16 protein-coding genes are annotated in these 16866 nt (G+C 48.3%); 10 read left to right on the top strand and 6 right to left on the bottom strand.

Annotation, left to right across the window (positions count from 1 at the left end; translation table 11 throughout):
* The first annotated feature begins 68 nt into the window (after nucleotides 1-68).
* Both AB4Y93_RS19175 and AB4Y93_RS19180 read left to right on the top strand, forming a co-directional pair.
* The gene (locus AB4Y93_RS19175; protein WP_441894459.1) at nucleotides 69-995 is read left to right on the top strand and encodes a carbohydrate ABC transporter permease; all 927 of its coding nucleotides are present in this window, start codon (nucleotides 69-71) and stop codon (nucleotides 993-995) included.
* Nucleotides 996-1814: a carbohydrate ABC transporter permease gene (locus tag AB4Y93_RS19180; RefSeq protein WP_441894460.1), complete on the top strand. Its 819-nt coding sequence runs from the start codon at nucleotides 996-998 to the stop codon at nucleotides 1812-1814.
* A 66-nt stretch (nucleotides 1815-1880) separates the two neighbouring features.
* On the opposite strand, the gene AB4Y93_RS19185 is transcribed toward AB4Y93_RS19180, so the two are convergent.
* From AB4Y93_RS19185 to AB4Y93_RS19205, 5 genes are all read right to left on the bottom strand, one after another.
* Entirely contained in the window at nucleotides 1881-2789 is a 909-nt protein-coding gene (locus AB4Y93_RS19185) for an aldo/keto reductase (protein ID WP_441894461.1), read from the bottom strand.
* Nucleotides 2790-2874: 85 nt separating this feature from the next.
* A complete protein-coding gene (locus AB4Y93_RS19190) occupies nucleotides 2875-3780 on the bottom strand; it encodes an RraA family protein (RefSeq protein WP_441894462.1) in 906 nt (301 codons plus the stop codon).
* 33 nt (nucleotides 3781-3813) lie between these two features.
* Nucleotides 3814-5199: a mandelate racemase/muconate lactonizing enzyme family protein gene (locus AB4Y93_RS19195; protein ID WP_441894463.1), complete on the bottom strand. Its 1386-nt coding sequence runs from the start codon at nucleotides 5197-5199 to the stop codon at nucleotides 3814-3816.
* A 47-nt stretch (nucleotides 5200-5246) separates the two neighbouring features.
* The gene (locus AB4Y93_RS19200; protein ID WP_441894464.1) at nucleotides 5247-5990 is read right to left on the bottom strand and encodes an SDR family NAD(P)-dependent oxidoreductase; all 744 of its coding nucleotides are present in this window, start codon (nucleotides 5988-5990) and stop codon (nucleotides 5247-5249) included.
* A complete protein-coding gene (locus AB4Y93_RS19205) occupies nucleotides 5987-6784 on the bottom strand; it encodes an SDR family NAD(P)-dependent oxidoreductase (protein WP_441894465.1) in 798 nt (265 codons plus the stop codon). The genes AB4Y93_RS19200 and AB4Y93_RS19205 overlap by 4 nt, the downstream gene beginning before the upstream one ends.
* A 249-nt stretch (nucleotides 6785-7033) precedes the next feature.
* Between AB4Y93_RS19205 and AB4Y93_RS19210 the strand changes: the two genes are divergently transcribed.
* From AB4Y93_RS19210 to AB4Y93_RS19240, 7 genes are all read left to right on the top strand, one after another.
* On the top strand, nucleotides 7034-7687 hold the full coding sequence (locus AB4Y93_RS19210; RefSeq protein WP_167276818.1) for an FCD domain-containing protein: 654 nt from the start codon (nucleotides 7034-7036) through the stop codon (nucleotides 7685-7687).
* Between the two features lie 52 nt (nucleotides 7688-7739).
* Nucleotides 7740-8879: a helix-turn-helix domain-containing protein gene (locus AB4Y93_RS19215; protein WP_441894466.1), complete on the top strand. Its 1140-nt coding sequence runs from the start codon at nucleotides 7740-7742 to the stop codon at nucleotides 8877-8879.
* Between the two features lie 57 nt (nucleotides 8880-8936).
* On the top strand, nucleotides 8937-9929 hold the full coding sequence (locus tag AB4Y93_RS19220) for a mannonate dehydratase (protein WP_441894467.1): 993 nt from the start codon (nucleotides 8937-8939) through the stop codon (nucleotides 9927-9929).
* A gap of 185 nt (nucleotides 9930-10114) precedes the next feature.
* On the top strand, nucleotides 10115-11068 hold the full coding sequence (locus tag AB4Y93_RS19225; protein ID WP_441894468.1) for a carbohydrate ABC transporter permease: 954 nt from the start codon (nucleotides 10115-10117) through the stop codon (nucleotides 11066-11068).
* 35 nt (nucleotides 11069-11103) lie between these two features.
* A complete protein-coding gene (locus AB4Y93_RS19230) occupies nucleotides 11104-11901 on the top strand; it encodes a carbohydrate ABC transporter permease (RefSeq protein ID WP_441894639.1) in 798 nt (265 codons plus the stop codon).
* A gap of 49 nt (nucleotides 11902-11950) precedes the next feature.
* Entirely contained in the window at nucleotides 11951-13282 is a 1332-nt protein-coding gene (locus AB4Y93_RS19235) for an ABC transporter substrate-binding protein (RefSeq protein ID WP_441894469.1), read from the top strand.
* 121 nt (nucleotides 13283-13403) lie between these two features.
* Entirely contained in the window at nucleotides 13404-14282 is an 879-nt protein-coding gene (locus tag AB4Y93_RS19240; protein ID WP_441894470.1) for a nicotianamine synthase family protein, read from the top strand.
* Between the two features lie 150 nt (nucleotides 14283-14432).
* Here AB4Y93_RS19240 and AB4Y93_RS19245 read toward each other — a convergent pair whose 3' ends face one another.
* Nucleotides 14433-15509, bottom strand: a complete 1077-nt coding sequence (locus tag AB4Y93_RS19245) for a substrate-binding domain-containing protein (RefSeq protein ID WP_441894471.1) — start codon at nucleotides 15507-15509, stop codon at nucleotides 14433-14435.
* Nucleotides 15510-15926: 417 nt separating this feature from the next.
* On the opposite strand from AB4Y93_RS19245, the gene AB4Y93_RS19250 reads away from it, so the two are divergent.
* Entirely contained in the window at nucleotides 15927-16856 is a 930-nt protein-coding gene (locus AB4Y93_RS19250; protein WP_441894472.1) for a glycoside hydrolase family 43 protein, read from the top strand.
* Nucleotides 16857-16866: the final 10 nt, after the last annotated feature.

The following is a 16866-nucleotide window of genomic DNA, read 5'->3' on the forward strand; positions in this document are numbered from 1 at the left end:
GGATGCGGCAAAGACGCTGGGAGCGGCCGGGCGGCCGCTCTTTGCGCTTTCCGCGGGAAATATAAAAGATGGGAGTGAGATTGATGGATGCCGTGAAGCGAAGATGGGTTCCGTATCTGTTTCTGTCGCCGTATATGTTGTTCTACGTGGCCTTTGGCCTGATTCCAATCCTATTTTCGTTCTATGTGAGTCTGACGAGTTGGGACGGGATCGGTAAAAAATCGTTCGTTGGGCTGGACAACTATGCGTTTCTGTTTAACCCCGACTCTTATTTCTTCACATCAGTCGGGAATACGCTGCTGTTCGTAGGCGTTTCGCTGCCGCTACAGATGGCCTTTGGTCTGGCGATCGCCGCGCTGCTCTACAGCAAATTCGTAAAGTGGAAAGCTTTTTTCCAGCTCGTTAACTTCCTGCCGTATATTGTCACGCCGGTTGCCGTTGGCCTCATGTTTAATCTGTTGTTCGATTGGCAGGCTGGCTTCGTCAACAAGCTGCTGCTCGAATTTGGCCTCATCGACGAAGGGATCTATTGGCTTGGCGAACCGATCTATGCGCGTATCGTCATCGTGCTGATGCTGTTCTGGAAGGGATTCGGCTACACGATGATCTTTTATCTCGCGGGGCTTGCAAACATCCCGAAAGATTTGCATGAGGCGGCTGCCGTCGACGGGGCGACCGGCATGAAATCATTCTGGACGATAACGCTGCCGCTGCTTCGTCCGGTTACAACCTTCGTTGCGATTACGGGGATTATCGGCGGATTCCAATTGCTAGAGGAACCGATGCTGCTGCTAGGCGGTGCTGGAATGGGATCGGCGTCCGCAGTCATCGGCGGACCTGAACGCTGCTGCCTGACAACCGTTTGGAATATGTATGACACGGCGTTCGGCAGCACAACTCGCTACGGATTAGGTTCGGCGATTGCTTATGGGCTTTGTCTCATTATTGCCCTGTTCTCGTTTATAGGCACCAAGTTCTACAGGGAGGACACTTAAATGAGTACACGATCGCGTACCATTACGGCGACGGTCAGTATCGCTCTGCTGTCGATCGTCGCCTTGCTGCCGTTTTACATTATGGTTGTCATGGGCACCTACAGGAACGAGGATCTTTTTACGAAAATCGTGCTCTTCCCGGGAAACTACCTAGCGGAAAATTTCAAGACGGTAGCGGCGAGCCGCTTTGATCTAGCTTATTGGAACAGTTTTATCGTTTCGGCTGTCAGCACGGTGATGTCGGTGTTCGTCAGCGCGCTTGCGGGTTTTGCGTTTGGGAAATACGATTTCCGGCATAAATCGAAAATATTCGGAGCCGTTCTGCTGACGATGATGATTCCGGGCCAGCTTGGCCTCGTTGCGTATGTCATCGAGATGCGCTATCTGAGCTTGTCCGATACCTTGATGCCGCTCATCCTGCCTTGGGTGGCAAACGCATTTGGCGTGTACTGGATGACGCAGTTTATTCGCGGCGCGGTACCGGCAGAGGTGATCGAAAGCGCGCGGATCGACGGATGCTCGGATCTCGGGATCTTCTTCCGGATCGTACTGGCCTTTATTTATCCGGCAGTAACAACGCTGTCTCTTCTTGTCTTCCTCTGGTCATGGAATAACTACCTGCTTCCGTTGATTGTCATCAACAAGCCGGAAATGTACACGATCCCGCTTGGCATTACGACGCTGGGGTCTGCATACAGAACCGATCTCGCGGCACAAATCCTCGGACTGTCGATCGGAACTTTGCCGGTGCTCGTTCTATTTGCGATCGGGTCGAAAAGCTTTATTCGAGGTCTGACGGCAGGATCGGTTAAGGGATGACATCGAAGCTTCTTATATAAAAAAAACGAGCCAATGGAAGTTGAATTCCTAAGGCTCGTTTTTATTTCAATTTGCGATTGAAGTTCGCCCGATGGCGTCCAGGCGCTTCTTCGCTTCCTCGTAGACGTCACTCGGAAGCGGGCCAAGCTCGGCGAAACGGAGATTTTCCGCCAGGTGAGCGGGATTCTTGGTTCCGACGATTGTCGTCGTCATGGAAGGGTGGGACAAGGTGAAGCGCAGCAGAAACCCGGTACGCTGCTCGCCATGCGTAAGTAAATCATCCAGCTTCGCTTGCTCCCATGCGCTCCAGCGATCCTCCGAGCCGCGCCCGATGCCCGGTTCACCTTGGCCAACGCCGCCGCGAACGATAATGCCTGCACCGGTATCCGCAGCCTTCGAAATCCAATCCTCATGCTCGCGTTCCAGAGCGGAGTAAGGCAGCTGGAACGTATCAAACGTTCCCCAGTCTACGAAAGGAGGAAGGTTCGGAAGGTAAGAGGAAACGCCGATGTAACGGGCTTTGCCGCTTGCTTGAATTTCTTTCAGCACGTCGACCAGCGAGCCTTCCTCGGCTTGTTTCACTGTTGGTCCATGCAGCTGCAATACGTCGACATAGTCGGTTTTCATACGTTTTAAGCTCGTATCGATATTATGAAGTAAATTATCGCGTGTCCAAATATGAGACGTCTCGTCGTGATCACCGCGATCGGTGACGCAGCAGCCGCATTTTGTTGCCAGAATGAACTCGTCCCGGCGGTGGCTGATGAAGCGGCCAATTAATTCCTCACTGCGGCCGTAATCGTAAGAGGTATCAATCAGGTTGATGCCTGCGTCGAGTACGGCATACAGGATACGCCCCGCATCGGCGTCCTCGACTGGTCTTCCGCTCCATACGCGCGGGCCGCGAATTTCCATGGCGCCGTAGCTCAGCTTCGTGACTTGTAATCCGGTGCGGCCTAATATCGCTTTGTCCATCGTTGATGCTCCTTTTCCACTTTATAACATCTAAGCTGTTTATATCATTAGATTGATAGACTGGCAACTGCAAGTACTGGTTTTCTCACAATCGGACATCACTGGAAGGACCGTTGTTCTCGTTGCGGCGCGCTTCTTCCAGTTCTTGCTCCCATGTCAAATGCTGATAAGCTGCGGCGGCTTTGTCCGATTCGAACCATTGCATGAAGTCCTGCCACATGGCTGTTGTCCAGGCTGCATCGATTTGCGCCGTTGTATAAGTTCTGCTGTTCAAGCGGGCGAAGCCAAACACGTCGCGGACCTGCGACTTCTCCGCATGGGTTGCCGTTAATTCAGCCAAATGGGCCGGGATAAAGATGACACCTGCCGGCGTGCCAAGAACGATGTCGCCCGGGAGGCAGACGGCTCGACCAATACGGGCGGGAACGTTCATGCCAACCATCGTGACGTCGGCGATCGCAGTTGGGTCGCTGCCTCTATAGTAAACATTAATATTTTCGATTTGCTCAATTTGCTGATTATCTCGTATGCCTCCCCAAATGACGGCGCCTCCGGTCTTCGTGCGAGTAGATATAGCAGTGGATAGGTTGCCTCCTACGTAGGTGCCTTGATAGATTTTATCAAACATGTCTATGACGACGACGTCCTCTTCCTCCAGCGAATCAATAACCCATTGGTTGAAAAAGCCTCTGCGATCCTCTTGCTCATGGCCGTAATTCAGCAGTGTGTCATGCAAATCCGGGCGCTTAGGCACCATAACGGCTGTAACCGCGCGRCCGACCATGATTTTGTTCGGATGAATGATCTTGAAATCACCCTCGAACTGATAATGATACCCTCTCGACCAGAGTGGTCCCCATGCTTCCTCAAGCGTGATCCTGCTTAATCGGCCGAGCACGCTGGACGGCACTTTGGGACGGCCATCTGGGAAGCGCTCGCCTAGCCATAGCGGTGATAGCTGGATCGTATCTTCTGCATTATTAAATTTCATATCGGACACCTCGCTTTTATCTTTTGTATTGCTTTAGCTCCAAAGCCGGTCGTTAGACCAAAAGCCGTTCCATTCATCGGTAGGAAGCCATAGTCCAGGAATTTCCGGGTGCAGATGCTGTGCGATAACCTCGTCGTTAAGCTCCTCGATGCCAAGGCCCGGCGCATCAGGCACATGGATGAATCCGTTCTGGACCAGCGGCTTAGGCAGTTTGCTGACAATCAGATCGTCCCACCATTCAACATCGACAGAATGGTATTCAAGCGCCAGGAAGTTTTCCGTGGCGGCTGCGGCATGTACGGCTGCGAGGCAGGCGATAGGGCTTTCCGCCATATGGATGGCCATCGCAACGCCGTATTCCTGGGCCATGTCACCGATTTTTTTCGTTTCTAGTATACCGCCGGTCGTCAGCACGTCAGGATGGATGACGGATACGCCTCCGGATTCCAAGAGGGGTCTAAAGTTCTCCTTGAGATAGATGTCCTCTCCGGTGCAGATTGGAGTCGTCACCATGCTAGCGAGCTGGGCATATTGATTCGTGTATTGCCACGGAATCATATCTTCCATCCAAGCCAGATTGTATTTTTCAATTCGACGGCCCAGCTTGATGCAGTCCTGCAAGCCGATGTGTCCGAAATGGTCTACTGCAAGAGGTACCTCGTAGCCGATAACCATGCGAACGTCGGCTACGTATTGCTCCAGCATGTCGAGACCTTTCTCAGTAACATGAATGCCGGTAAATGGATGCGCGATGTTATAAATATCGTAGTGACGATTACGTATTTCCCGCAGTTCATGCTCCGTGAAATTCGAATGCTTGCGGGAATACCAAGATTTGGACAGTGCTTTCTTTTCCTCGAGAAAGCCAAGCGGGGCGTTTAATGTTCCAGGCTCATTAATAATCTGATTGATGCCAAGATCCATCTTCAGGAAGGTGTACCCTTGTTCCATCCTTTTTTGCAGCGCTAAGCCCATTGCTTTCCCCGTATCCTTGCCATCGACGTCGGTGTCGCAGTACATGCGGATTCGTTCGCGGAATTTGCCGCCAAGCATTTGATAGATTGGCATGCCGTAGGCTTTACCGGCAATATCCCATAAGGCGATCTCAATGCCGCTCACTCCGCCGCCTTGCCGGGAATGTCCGCCGAACTGCTTAATTCTGCGGAACAGCTTGTCGATATTGCACGGATTTTCGCCTAGAAGCCTGCTTTTGAGCTGAAGGGCAAACATTCTGTCAGCGCCGTCTCGTACTTCGCCGAAACCAACGATGCCTTGGTTCGTGAACACCTTGATCAAGCTGCAGTGCATGGGAGCACCAGCAATATCGGCAAAACGAATATCGGTGATACGAAGCTCCGAAGGTTTGGAGTAGGTATTGACGTAGGCTAACGTGCTTTCATAGCTTTCCTGTTGAGTCACGGGCATGGCTCCTTTAAGAGATATAGGTATTGGACATTATCAATTAGTTACATTAACATGCCTGCACCATCCACACGGATGGTGGAGCCTGTCATAAACGAGGTTTCATCTGAGGCAATGTAGCAGGCTAGTGCTGCGACATCCGCAGGCAGTCCGACACGGCCAAGAGGGAATTTTTTTGGATTGGGATTACTATGTGATTGCCTTGACTTGCCGACGTCAATTGCGCCGGGTGCAATCGTATTGACCGTAATGCCATAACGCGCAAGCTCGATAGCGCTTTCCCTGCCTAGCATTTTGATGCCGCCTTTCGACATGCAGTAGACTGCATCGAAATCGGTAGGTCTTTTGCCATGGACGGAGGAGATATTAATGATGCGGCCGAAATTCTGTTTCTTCATATAAGGGATAACCGCCTGCATACATTGCCAGTACCCTTTAAGATTGATGTTCATGACGCGGTCATATTGTTCTTCTGTATAATCAAACCAATGGATGTTAAGCTGCAGTGCAGCATTGTTGATTAGAATATCGATACCGCCAAGCTCAGCCGCACTAGTATCGACCATACGGAAGATATGTTCCCGATCAGCTACATCTGCTTGCACGGTCATACAGAAGCCACCGAGCTCCTCGATTTGATGCTGCGTATCTTTGGCTCCGGCCGCGCTAGCATTGTAGTGAATGGCAACCTTCGCGCCTCGCTTTGCAAGCTCTATCGCAATACCTTTACCGATGCCTGTTCCCGCACCGGTGACGAGTGCCGATTTTCCAATTAAGCTTTGGCTCATTGCGATCGCGTCTCCCCCTCGGCGGGCTTGTTCATACGGTAATCCATATAATGCAGGAGGAAGCCGCCGTCCAGTCGAATATCTGCTCCGTTCAAATAGCCAGCTTCCTCTCCGGTAAGGAAGAAGGCAAGCTCGGCCAAATCGGTGTCCGTTCCAAGCAACGCACTTGGCACCTTGTAACGGTAATCGTCGTAAAGTCCCGAAAGTTCACTTTGAAAAGTAACGTCCGAACCTTCGATAGGGCCCATCTCAATCACATTGACACGGATGCCGAACCGGCCGAGAAACAATGCCGCTTCATGGGCAAGCATCTTCACCGCGCCTTGCGAAGCGCTGTAAGCAAAGGACGCTCCGGTCGGCTTTTCGTTGTGAATGGAGCTGACATAGATGATGCTGCCACTGCCTCTAGCTGCCATCCGTCTGCCTAACGCTTGCGTACAGAAGAAGGCGGATTTGGCATTTCTTTGCATGATCTCGACAAATTCTGATTCCTCGCAGCTTTCGACATGGGTAGGTCTAATAGTGCAGCAATTGTGAATCATGACATCGACAGGGCCAAGCAGCTTCTCGGCCTGATCGAGCATAGTCGATAAGTCTCGGCTGCTGCATAGATCGGCATGGGTAACAAGTACCTTAGAGCCAGCAGCTGTGCAGGAAACGAGCACGTCTTCCCATTCCTTGTCGTCTTGAAGACTGTTCAGAATCAGATCCGTACCATTCTGGATAAATCGTGCGATAAGGCCCTTGCCAGACCAGCTGTCGGCATCCGCGATGAAGACCACGTTCCTGGGCAAACCGTGTACACCTCCTCATGAATCTGGATTCTCATCGGTTCCCGTTTCTCGTTACATGACCATCTTACCGAGCGATTGAAGCGAAAAGCGATGCCGTAAAATTATGATTTTGTTTGTTTTTTTACGGTTGATGAGACTGAAAATAAGCTGGACATTTTCATCTTGACATTCCCGCTTGAAGCGACTAGCATCAGGTTATCGATTATCGATAATCCTAAAAAATACCAAATCAAAGGGTGGTGATAACAAGTGTCCATTGAAACAGCCAGTTCAGAGCAAAATCCAATCTCTCTTAGTGAGCATGTCTATATCACCTTAAAGAGGCAGATTATGAAGGGTGAACTGCTGCCCGGACACCGTATGATCGTTCTTGATATAGCCAAACAATTCAGCGTCAGCCAAGCGCCCGTCAGAGAAGCATTGGAGAGGCTGAAGCAGGAAGGTCTTATTGTCGGCAAAATGAATAAAGGCTCAGCCGTTTCTGAGATAACGGCCCAGGAAATACGAGACATATACTCGCTGCGCCAAATGGTCGAAGGCCACGCGCTTCGTGCAACGATGAAGGTGCTGGATGAGAAGGATATTACTTACCTTGAAGGTGTCATTGCCGGTATGCGGGAAGCAATCGATCAAGAGGATCCGTACCGTCTGGTCGAGCTGGATATGCTCTTTCACGGTTACTTTTATTTGCGGAGCGGGAATGAGCTGCTGTACAACATATGGAACAGCATCAAAACAAAGATTATGCGCTTTATTACCGTAACGAATCAAGATCACCCAGGCTATTCTCTTTCTGATTCACACACCGATATTTTGAATCTTATCAAATCGGGTGACGTCGATCTTACGGAAACGCTGCTGCTACAGGGATTGGATTTCTATAAAAATTACACCGGAGAATAGCACGGGAGCCATATTGACTTATTCATCCTTTCTTAAGAGAGGAGTGCCGATCATGAAGCAAGTGGAATTGGTTCGTGCTCGAACGCTGAATGACCTGTTTCCCGGTATCGCCGGAGATATGAAGAGGAGCCTGGAAGAGAACGGGCTTCATGCATTTTACGCTTACCCAGCTATAGCTTTGTTTAGCATTAGTACCCCAAAGGTGGATTTATGGTCCCGAAGATACGTTGTCGATGAACTGTATACTGTCATCAAGCGTTATGCGCCTGGCAACACGGCTATTCTTCCTGATGACAAGGGACATGTCGGAATCATTTTCTCGTGGGATGATCGCGAATCCCTATTAGAGTTGTACAGCAGTATTTGCAACCAAGAGCATAACTTCTCTCCTCAATCGATCTCGCTTGGCATTAGCAATCCTTATCCGCAGCTATCTGATCTGCATCACGGTTACGAACAAGCCCTCCTCGCAATGAAATACCAATTCTACCAAGACCAATCACAGCCGATTTACTTCAGCAGCATTACTGAGTATGCAAGCGACGCCGAATATCCTGAAAATATGGAAGATGAACTCCTGCATCTTCTGACTAGCGACTCGATCACAGAATCTAGTACAATTCGTCAAGCGGTGGACGGCTTCTACGAAACGTTAACTCGGAATGGTCCGCTGCCAGTCAATAAAGTCGTTGATGCTACACTTCAGCTTCTGGTCAGCCTGCAGCTTCGGGTCAAATCCGCACTTGGTCAACCACATCTATGCAGTACGCCAGATATTACGGCACTCATGCAGCTGCACACGCTGGAAGAAATGAAAGACGCGGTTTGCGAGGCGATCAAAGGGATGGGGGGAGCGTCATATACCTCCGACTGCCTCAATCGCAACTTAATTAAGAAAGCGGTTACATTGATGGAGGAAGAGTACGATAAGGTATCCCTGCATTACGTCGCTGATAAAGTATTCATTACTCCAGCTTACTTAAGCTCCTTATTCAAATCGAAAATGGGTGTCACGTTTATCGAGCATCTGACTCGTATACGAATATCCAACGCTAAAAAGCTGCTTAAGCAAACGCATCTGAAAAACTATGAGGTCGCCGAACGAGTCGGCTATCAAGACTCTCGTTACTTTAGCCAAATTTTTAAAAAGAAGGTAGGTTTGTCGCCAAGCGAATTCCGGGACGCGAATTAAACGAAATAAACAACCGTAATGGAGGTTATTAACGAGAATGAAGGAGCGTGTTTGATTATGAAATTAGCTGAGTTTTTCACTTCCTCTCCGGACCAGTTATGGCATTTGGCGAAGCAGATGGGCGTTGATTATGCTGTTGGCCCGCTGCCGAGGGAAGATAATGGGATGAAGCCCTGGGATTATATGAATCTGCTTCACATGAAGCAGCGCTACGAGAATCATGGTATCCAACTGCTTGTCATCGAATCAGCGCCGCCAACGAATAAGATCAAGCTTGGCCTTCCAGGCCGCGATGAAGAGATTGAATGGATGGGGCAGCTCATATCGAATATGGGTGCTCTTGGCATTCCCGTCTTATGCTACAATTTCATGGCGCAATTTAATTGGTTCCGCACATCGACGACGACGCGTACCCGCGGAGGTGCGCTCGTGTCCAGCTACGATCATTCCTTGATGCAAAATGCGCCGCTCACGGAAGCCGGGATCGTGACGGAGGATCAATTGTGGGACAATCTGCGTTATTACTTGGAAAGAATTGTGCCAATTGCGGAGAAAGCTAAGGTGAGGCTTGCTTTACACCCCGATGATCCGCCTATAAGCCCGATTCGCGGCGTATCACGCATTCTCCGAAATGCGGAGGCATTGCAGCGTGCAATTGATCTTGTGCCAAGCGAATACAGCGGAATTACACTATGCCAAGGCACGCTTGCGACTGCAGGCGAGCATATACCGGATGTCATCCGCCATTTCGCAAGACAGAATAAGTTATTCTTCGTGCATTTCCGTGACGTCGTTGGAACGCCCGACAAGTTCCATGAGACGTTCCATGATGACGGCCAAACCGATATGTATGAGGCCATGAAAGTATATTATGAAGTTGGCTTCGACGGTCCGTCTAGACCGGACCATGTTCCGACAATGGAAGGGGAAGCCAATACGAATCCCGGATACGAAACGCTAGGACGTCTATATGGCGTAGGTTATATTAAAGGCTTGATGGAGGCGGCAATGGCCGAATCGAAGTCGTCTGCCGAGGTCAAGACGGGATAGCGGTTCAATAGAGGAAGGAAGCTATGCATGCTGCGGCTGCATAGCTTTTTCTGTTAGATAGGTCCTTTTTTAGCCAAACAAGAGTGTAAAAAAACAAACAAATTCATAATTCTATCGCATGTACACGTGTAAGCGATTTCAATAAAATGAGCCTTATAGATGCTGTGAGGGGAGATGAACGTGAGATGAAGGCGGAAGCTGTGTATAAGCCGGCGGCTGCAAAGCTGCGCATGACGAAGAAACTCAAAGGCTCGAACCATAATAATTTGGCAGGCTACATTTTCATTTCACCCTGGCTGCTCGGTTTCTTGCTGCTTACGGTATGGCCGATCATCCAGTCCTTTTATTTGTCCTTTACGGAGTATTCGCTGCTTGAATCTCCGACCTGGACCGGAACGGATAACTACGCCAACATTTTCAAGAACGATACCGATTTCACGACATCGCTCAAGGTAACCTTTATTTTCGTGTTGTTTTCTGTCCCGCTTAAACTTTTCTTCTCATTGATGGTCGCCATGATGCTGAACAAAAATTTGAAGGGTATGAATCTTTATCGGACCGCGATTTATTTCCCTTCACTCATTGGCGGGAGCATTGCTGTATCGGCACTGTGGCGAAATATGTTCAATTTGAACGGTTATTTCAATCATGTGCTTGCCTGGTTCGGCATTGAAGGCATCGGATGGATTACCAATCCGCATACCTCGCTCGCAACGCTGATTTTGCTTAATACCTGGCAATTTGGCTCTACAATGGTCATTTTTCTAGCTGGTCTGAAGCAGATCCCTAGCGAGCTTTATGAATCGGCGTCGGTTGACGGCGCTTCGAAGCTGCGAAAGTTTTTCCACATTACACTTCCGATGATCTCGCCGGTTATGTTTTTCAACCTCGTGCTTGGCATTATCGGTTCCTTCCAAATGTTCACCTCCGCATTCATTATTACGAATGGTGGACCGATCAATTCGACGTATATGTACGCGTTGTTCCTCTATGATAAGGCGTTTAAACATTATCAAATGGGGTACGCATCCGCGCTCGCTTGGATTCTTCTTGTTATCGTAGCGCTAATGACCGCCATTAACTTCCTGGTATCGCGATACTGGGTATTTTACGAGACGGATGGAGGGAAGCAAAAGTGAACAAATGGCTTAGAAAGAATGCAGTTACCAACCATATGCTGCTGATTGTGTTCTCCCTCCTTATGCTTTATCCGGTCATTTGGTGGGTTGGCGCATCACTCAAAACGACGGCTGAGATGAGTTCGCCTTCGATCTGGCCTTCCACCCCAATTTGGGAGAATTACACCAAGGGCTGGCAATTTTCCCCTGAATTTACGTTCGGACGATTCTTCGGAAATACGCTCCTTATGGAGCTTTGGAACGTGCTTGGCAGCGTACTCACAAGCGCGATCGTCGCATACGGCTTTGCCCGTCTAAACTTCAAGTTTCGCGGTGCGTTATTTTCTATATTACTACTTACGATGATGCTGCCGGGGCAAGTAACGATCGTTCCGCAGTACATTCTCTACAATAAGCTGCAGCTGATGGACAGCTACATTCCTTTAATTCTTCCGCATTTCTTCGGCGGTGGTGCATTCTTTATCTTTTTGCTTGTGCAATTCATAAGGGGCATCCCGCGAGAGCTGGATGAAGCAGCTAAGATCGACGGTGCTTCCGTATATGGCATTTTCTACCGGATTGTTTTGCCACTTATTAAGCCTGCTTTGGTGACGGTCGCCATATTTACGTTCATATGGAGCTGGGACGATTTTTTCGCACAAGTGCTCTATTTGAATTCGGTTGCTAAGTTTACAGTTGGGCTGGCTCTGCGCATGTATGTGGATCAGTTTGAAATCCAATGGGGCAGGCTTCTCGCGATGTCACTCCTATCGGTTTTGCCGTCTGTCGTTTTGTTTTTCTTCGCACAAAAGCATTTCGTCGAAGGAATCGCAACGACAGGCTTAAAGGGATAGCTGCAAAAGCAGGTCCAGCTTCAAACTATACGGTAAAGGGGAAAAGAGGATGAAGCAAAGATATGGATTATACAAAGGGTTGACGTTATTGACGCTTGCGGCGATGCTGGCATTAACGGCTTGCGGGAACGGTGGTTCGAACAATGGAGAGTCGAGTGCTACAAGCAACAGCGGCAATGGCGATCCTAATGCTCCGGTGAAGCTTAAAATCATGTGGCAAGGAGCGGATATCAGGCATCAGGCGATGCTGAAAACGCAGGCGGTGTATACGAGTGAGAATCCATCGGTAACCTTCTCACCCGAATATATGGCATGGGATGATTATTGGAAGAAGCTGCCGACGCTGGCCGCTTCCCATTCGCTGCCGGATGTCCTTCACATGGACGGAGCATACATTCAAGAATATGCGACTAGAGGTACATTAGAGGATTTATCGGATATCGACCTCACTGGTGTCATCGACGATAAGACGCTCGAAAACCTGAAAATAGACGGCAAGCTTTACGGCATTCCGATCAGCCGCAACGCACAAGGCATGGCGTTCAACAAGGAAGCGCTGGAGGGGGCCGGTATCGAGCTGCCGAAGAAGGACTGGACTTGGGACGAATATTTCGACTTTGCGAGAAATGCCCGTGCCAAGCTTCCGGATGGCGTTTATCCGATCAGCGACACGGATACATGGGACTTTTACGAGTACTATCAAATGTCGTACGGCAAAGGCCCGATTATTCAAGAGGATGGCAAGAAGTTTAATCTGGACAAAGAGCTGTTCATGAAGTTCTATGGCATACATGCGGATTTCCGTGACAAGAAAATCGTTCCTCCTGCGGACATGGTCAGCGCATTTAAGGAAAACGATCCGCAAGCAGACCCTATGGCAAGCGGCAAAGTTATGACGAGAGGCGCAACGGTTGGTTCAGTAGGGGCGCTTGAGCAGTTAATGCCAGGGAAAATTGACGTCGTCAACCTTCCGGTTGGGCCTGAAGGAGGCGGGTGGGCGCAGCCGACTATCTTCCTAAGCGTCAGCACGGATTCCAAGCATAAGGATGCGGCGAAGGCTTTCATCAAATGGTTCGTTACGTCGAAGGAAGCCGGCGAGACGTATGGCACGAACTTTGGCATTCCAATCTATGACGATATCTATACAGCGCTTGAACCAACCTTGGCGCCAAAAGAGAAACTCGGCAAGAAATTGTATGATACGGCGAAGGATAAGGCGATGCCGTTCTCCCCAGCTGCGGCAGGCTGGACGGAGTGGGTAGACAACTACAAGAAAACGATGGATGCCGTTATGTTTGGCCAGAAATCGATTGAAGATGCTTATAATGATATTTCCAAATCAGGCAACGCACTCGCAGAGAAGCAAAGCAAAGCGAAATAAACGTATAAGAGAGCGATCGAGAACGGCCCGTTAATAACGGGCCAATCCCCTATAACCTTCTACATCCTTGACCACTTGAATATATTTCGAGTAGATGTGGAGTGAAGGAGGAAATGGGCAAATGGACGTTTATTCGAATGGTTCTGTTGTACATACAGGCCGCTTGCCAAGAATGCAATTGGTGGAGGACTTCATTGCTTTTATCCAAGAAGCAAATGAGCTTCTTCAGAAGGAAATAGATCTGTCTCCTGTGAATCAATTAGTTACAAGTACCATTGGCCGCCTTTTCCTTCAACTGCGGTCTCGCTATTCACCGGAAGAAATACATGCTGTTCTAAGCAATGAATACATTCAATTGAACAGACGTAGCTTGCAGGATAAGCTGTCGGAGGCTGAGTTTCTGGTAGAGCTATGCGATTCTCGTCAAGTTTGCCAGTATCCGGATTCCGTTCTGGATAATGTGGAACAATTGCCTAATTGGAATACTTACGTAGCTCTGGTTGGTGAGGAACTAGCTACTCTCCATCGGATTACTGGGCAGACTAGACTTATCGATAATTCGCCGTATGTTTTTGTTGGCAGCGGACCACTGCCATTAAGCCCTATTCTTCTACATCTATTAAGTGATGTGAAGGTCATCTGTCTGGAAATGAATCCTGTGGCCTATGATGCATCTTGCTCTCTGCTCAAGCGGATGGGCTTAGAGGACAAAGTGATGGTCGTGAATATGAATGGTTCGGATTTTGATTATAGCACTTATGATCGGATCTTCGTTGCTAGTCTCGTAAGAAATAAACAGGCGGTCCTGGAGCAGATTAGCCGTACTTCTAAAGATCCTCTAGTAGCTGTTCGTACAGCTGAAGGGATGAGGCAAATCATGTATGAAGCCATAGATGAGTCGCAGTTGAATAAGCAAGGGTGGCGGATTCAAGGACGGACTTGTCCTGATGAAAAGCTGGTCATCAATTCGACCTTGTTTCTTAATCGGTCTTGGAATTAGTTTTAAATAATGGAGTAAGATATCGTAATGTTTATGTCGTAACGGAGCTAAAGGCTTGTCTGATTCGAAGCAGCGGCTGCAGCAAGAAATCCAAATCACAAAATAGAGGTGCAGGGATGGATAGCTCCCTGCACCTCTATTTTGTGCCTATTAGACCGGTCTAACCGTATCTCTGATCACTAGACTTGTAGGAAGCATTACTTTTTTGTTGCCATAGGAATTACCTTCGCTGATTTCAAACAGCAGCTTGGCACTCTCATAACCTAGAACGTCGAAATATTGTTTAACCGTACTTAATGCGACTTTAGCGAATTTAGAGCTTTCAAAGTCATCGAAGCCCATAAGCGAGATTTGCTCTGGAATTCGAATGCCCCGGCTGGTTAGCTGCTCCAGCACTTCTAGGGCACGTTTGTCATTTGCGCAGAATAGTGCCGTAATGTCTCCCTCCTGAATTTGGCGGGTGAGCGCATCATAATCTAATTCCTTCTCCAGGAACAGGAGCTTCTTGTTGGTAGGAAGGGAAGCATCAGCGATCGCGTTGCTATAACCGTTATAACGGTCTACCTCTGGACTGAGATGGAAATCGTAAGCGGCAAATCCGATCTGTGTATGTCCATTCCGGATCAAATACTCCACAGCTTCATAAGCCCCGTCGTGATTATTACAAGTCACCACATTGACGGGATAACCTGCAGGATACCGGTCAAGCATGACAAATGGAATCGATTTCTTACGAACATCATTAAGATAGCTTTTTGCTGCGACAGGATCTGAGGAATAAATGAGAAGTCCTCGTATACCCGACTGAAGCAATTTTAGAATAAGGTCGCGTTCTTCCTCGAAATTATTCTCCACAAACTCAATGATCAGTTTGCAATCATGTTTGCCTAGAAAGGATTGAATGCCTTTCATAATTTGCATGTACGAGCTGTCGTACATTTCAACGCCAGAGATGACGAAGGCGACTAAATTGGATGCTTTTTCCGATATGGTCGTTTGATTCGCCGCTACGAAACTTCCTTTTCCTCGTATGCGATAAATAACGCCTTCATTAACAAGCTCGGAGAGTGCTTTTCTGACTGTAATCGAGCTCACATTCAACATTTTGGAAAATTCGGATTCGCTTGGTATACGATCATCCTTGGTAATTTCCTGATTCTCTATTTGAGCTAAGACATAGTCCTTAACGAGCTGGTACTTGGGCAGTGCAGTTTCTTTTTCACTCATTCTCGAGTCACCTCATAACAACATTTCCTTGATTATAACTTAACCCAAATGAAAATGGTATACTAACTTTTGTCCGAAAGTCGAAATAACCATAGATTTCGCCATGGATATTGAGAGTAAAGTGGGAATATGCTCCTATTTGTACAAAAAAGGTTTGAAATATTTAGGAGTTCGTATTACTATAAGTTCCAAGATAGTGTGTGAACTTGTTTTGCTTAGCATAATAAGTTTGGCTGCCAAGTTCATAGTAAACAAAGAGGGGAGGTCAGATCGAGATTAGTAGCTTTGTGTAAGCGCTTAATCCTGAGGGATATGTTGGTGATAAACTCGCCTTCTATAAGAATGATATAAAATGACGAATCTACTTTTTCTTCTTCGTATACATACTTTCTGAGAACAGAATAGGAGGATTAATGAATGAATAATAGCATGTTAAGTGGCAATCCTGTATTTCCTGGCTGGTATGCCGATCCGGAAGCAAGAATTTTTAATGGGCGGTACTGGATTTATCCGACGTTCTCCGCGAAATATGAGGAGCAGCTTTTCCTGGATGCCTTTTATTCGGATGATTTGGTCAATTGGACGAAGGTGGAACGGATTCTTACTATTGAGGATTTTGATTGGGCGCATAAAGCGGTATGGGCGCCTTCGCCAATTGAGTGTAATGGAAAATACTATATCTATTTCTCAGCAAATGATATTCAGAGTAATGACGAAGTTGGGGGCATTGGTGTCGGGGTAGCTGACCGACCAGAGGGACCTTTCCGTGATGCGATTGGCAAGCCTTTGATAGACCAGTTCTACCATGGAGCACAACCGATCGATCCGCATGTTTTTGAGGATGAAGATGGCCAGAGATACCTCTATTACGGAGGCTGGGGGCATTGTAATGTCGTCCGTCTTGGCGAGGATATGATTAGCCTGCTTCCCTTCGAGGATGGCAGTCTTTATCGGGAAGTGACACCGGAGGGTTATGTAGAAGGGCCTTGTATGATTAAGCGGAACGGCCAATACGTCTTCATGTGGGCGGAAGGTGGATGGGGCGGACCAGACTATCGCGTAGCATATGCTTTGGCGGATTCACCGGTCGGACCATTCGAGAGGAAGGATACGATTCTGCAGCAGGATCCTAACGTTGCAACTGGTGCTGGCCATCACGGCTTTATCCAAATACCAGATACGGATGAGTTTTATATTGTCTATCATCGTCGCCCTCTCACAGAAACAGCTGCGAATCATCGGGTAGTGTGTATCGATAGGCTTATCTTTAATGAGGACCATACGATTCGTCCCGTAGAGATCAGTTTTGAAGGTGTCCAGGCCCGTACGCTCGGAACGAATGATTAACAATTAGGGC

The sequence above is a fragment of the Paenibacillus sp. YAF4_2 genome (genome assembly GCF_052113225.1).
GTDB lineage: Bacteria > Bacillota > Bacilli > Paenibacillales > Paenibacillaceae > Pristimantibacillus.